The organism is Spiroplasma sp. hy2, assembly GCF_044714365.1.
Lineage (GTDB): Bacteria > Bacillota_I > Bacilli_A > Mycoplasmatales > Mycoplasmataceae > Spiroplasma > Spiroplasma phoeniceum.
The window spans coordinates 1-2568 of the sequence record NZ_RXFZ02000146.1 but is presented as its reverse complement, the minus strand read 5'-3'; the positions used below and the strand labels follow the sequence as shown (position 1 = coordinate 2568).

Annotated in this window: 1 protein-coding gene; it reads right to left on the bottom strand. The window is 25.3% G+C overall.

Annotation, left to right across the window (positions count from 1 at the left end):
- Nucleotides 1–2133 precede the first annotated feature (2133 nt).
- Nucleotides 2134–2568: hypothetical protein (locus tag EHV01_RS04635; protein WP_422066423.1), on the bottom strand; the 435-nt coding region annotated here is incomplete at its 5' end.

The window sequence follows — 2568 nt, the reverse complement described above, 5'->3', positions numbered from 1 at the left end:
TWAANNGAGATTTATTAATGTATAACATGTTTCCTGCTCCTCCTGATAAAATAAATACTTATGCATCACCAGAAGTAAGTTGATATAACATTCAAGGTATTCAACCAACTATGATAACTGGTTATGAAGATTGAAAAAAAGATATGGAAAGTAGATACGACTTTTGAAATCAAAAAAATAGTGAAGGTATTGTTATAACTGATCCTGCAACGACATCAGCATCTAATTCTACTGTTGGTAGAAATATTCATACAGAAGATAAAAACTCTAAATTTTACTGATCTAAAGATTGAAAAATAACCCCACCAAGCAAAATAAAAACAAATGGTGGTACAGTTGATAACATTATTAGTACACAAGCATCATCATATTTTAGAAGAAAAGATGAATTTGGTAATACTGTCGGACAAGTTCAAATTGAATATAATAAAATGGGTAAATGTAATGTTTGAGATATTTTAAATATGAATAATTTTATTAATCGCCAAATTACAGTATTACCTTTAAACTATACACAAAAATTAGTTTTTAATCCTTTTACGATACCGGGTGGAGTTGGTAAATTCTTAAACTTTATTTCTTTTGGCATTCCATGAGGTTGAGTAATTAATCAAGATGAAAAAACATGACCTAATTTCCAATGATTAAATGGCTTTATGAGTGCTAATATTTATAGTTTTTATAATGATGCTTTTTGAGGTGATAATGCAAAAGGTAAAGGTTATTTACCATTTGAAATATTTAGAGAACAAGGAAATGATAAAGTCGGTGCTATGATTGGTGCAAATGTTACTAGTTTTAGTTTTACTACTTTATTAACAGATAAAATACAAGGAAATGTTTTAGAAAAAGATGGTAAACCAACTGAACGAATAACTTATTCAACTTATAATTTAAAACAATTAAATCCTAAAACTAATCGTATTTATTTAATTAATGAATTAGTAAGAGCTGTAGATGCACAAACACCAGTTAGTGATAGTGAAAAAGATAATGATTGCGAATTCTTACAAACACCTGATGGGACAAATTGTAGTTATATTATTGATATGTTTTCAATCCAAGCATTATATAAAGGTAATTTTGAAATTATCTTTTATGCTGATAACCCATATACTAATAATGAAGAAGATTATTTACGCTTATCAGTATGGAGTTTTAGAGGTAAAACAAAAAGTGTATTAAATAATTATTTACGCGATATGACAACTAATTACAAAACTAGTTTCTTATTACCACACGACTATGAAATACCAACATTTAATTACCCACAATATGTATTACCACCAGTACCATATAATTATCCAGAATATACAAAAAATATTATGCCTTCTGATGTAGTACTACCATTAATAACTAAAATTACAGCACCAGCACAATGTAAAAATATAATTGAATATCCAACAACTTTATTTTCTGATGAATTTAATGATGCTTATTATGAAGTTGAAATTGATTTAAAACAAATTGACCCAACAATTCAAAGTATTAGTAAATTTAAAGATGCTTATAAAACAATTGAAATAAGTAATCTTAATAATATACAAGTTGAATGTGGACCTCCTGAAATAGATAATTTTATTCCTAATAGAAATATTAATTTATTAGAGGGTCAAAAATGTGACCATAATATTGGTTCATTAAACAATATAACTTTACAAGAAAGTGGTCGTTCACAAACTGATAAAGTTAATTTTCCAAATACTTTTACAATAGATACGAAAAAAATACCGATAAATGATATTAAAACTTTTGCTACTGCATATACTAATGGTTTACCAAGTGATAATTATCAAAATATTTATAAAATTAATAATAAAGAAGCATATATTATATTTTTATTACAAATAACATCTCTGTCAAATGAAGTTGATAATAAAATTAAAGAAACATATTTACAAGCATATTATACTAATGATGTAAAATTAAAAATTAGATTTTCAAAAAAAATTCTTGGAATATTATCGGGTAAAGATTTAAAACCTTCAAAATGAACATATCTTGGTAATGATAAAAATATTATTATAGATGTTGATAACCCAAATGTATTGGGTATTAGAAATAAAAGTAATAATCCTATAAAAATAACTATTAAACCAAGATAAAAATAAAAAGAGATTTACATCTATTTTTTTATTCTCCATTAACTTTTACATTACCATTTTCATCGGCAATTAAGTTAGGTAATTTTTGTTCTTCACCATTTCAGCGATAAACTGATTTAATATAGTCTTGATAATGTTTCCCTTTACCTCATATATATTCTGTTGAAGAATCTAGTAAATTACCAGTTGCTAATAAAATTTCATTATTATTAGTAAAAATAAAACCAACAGGTCTTTTACCTCAATCTGTTTTTAAACCGCTACCTTTTTCACCATCATTTTTTAATTTAAATACTTTTCACGCATTATTTAAACTATTTCTAGAAACAACATAAAAATATTTATTGTTTACTTCTTTAAATGGTTTTTCTTGTGGTGCTATTCATTCTAAATTGTCTCTAATTTCTTGATTAGCAGTATTTATTTGGTTTTCTTTTTTTAATTGTGCTAATTCTTCAGGTDT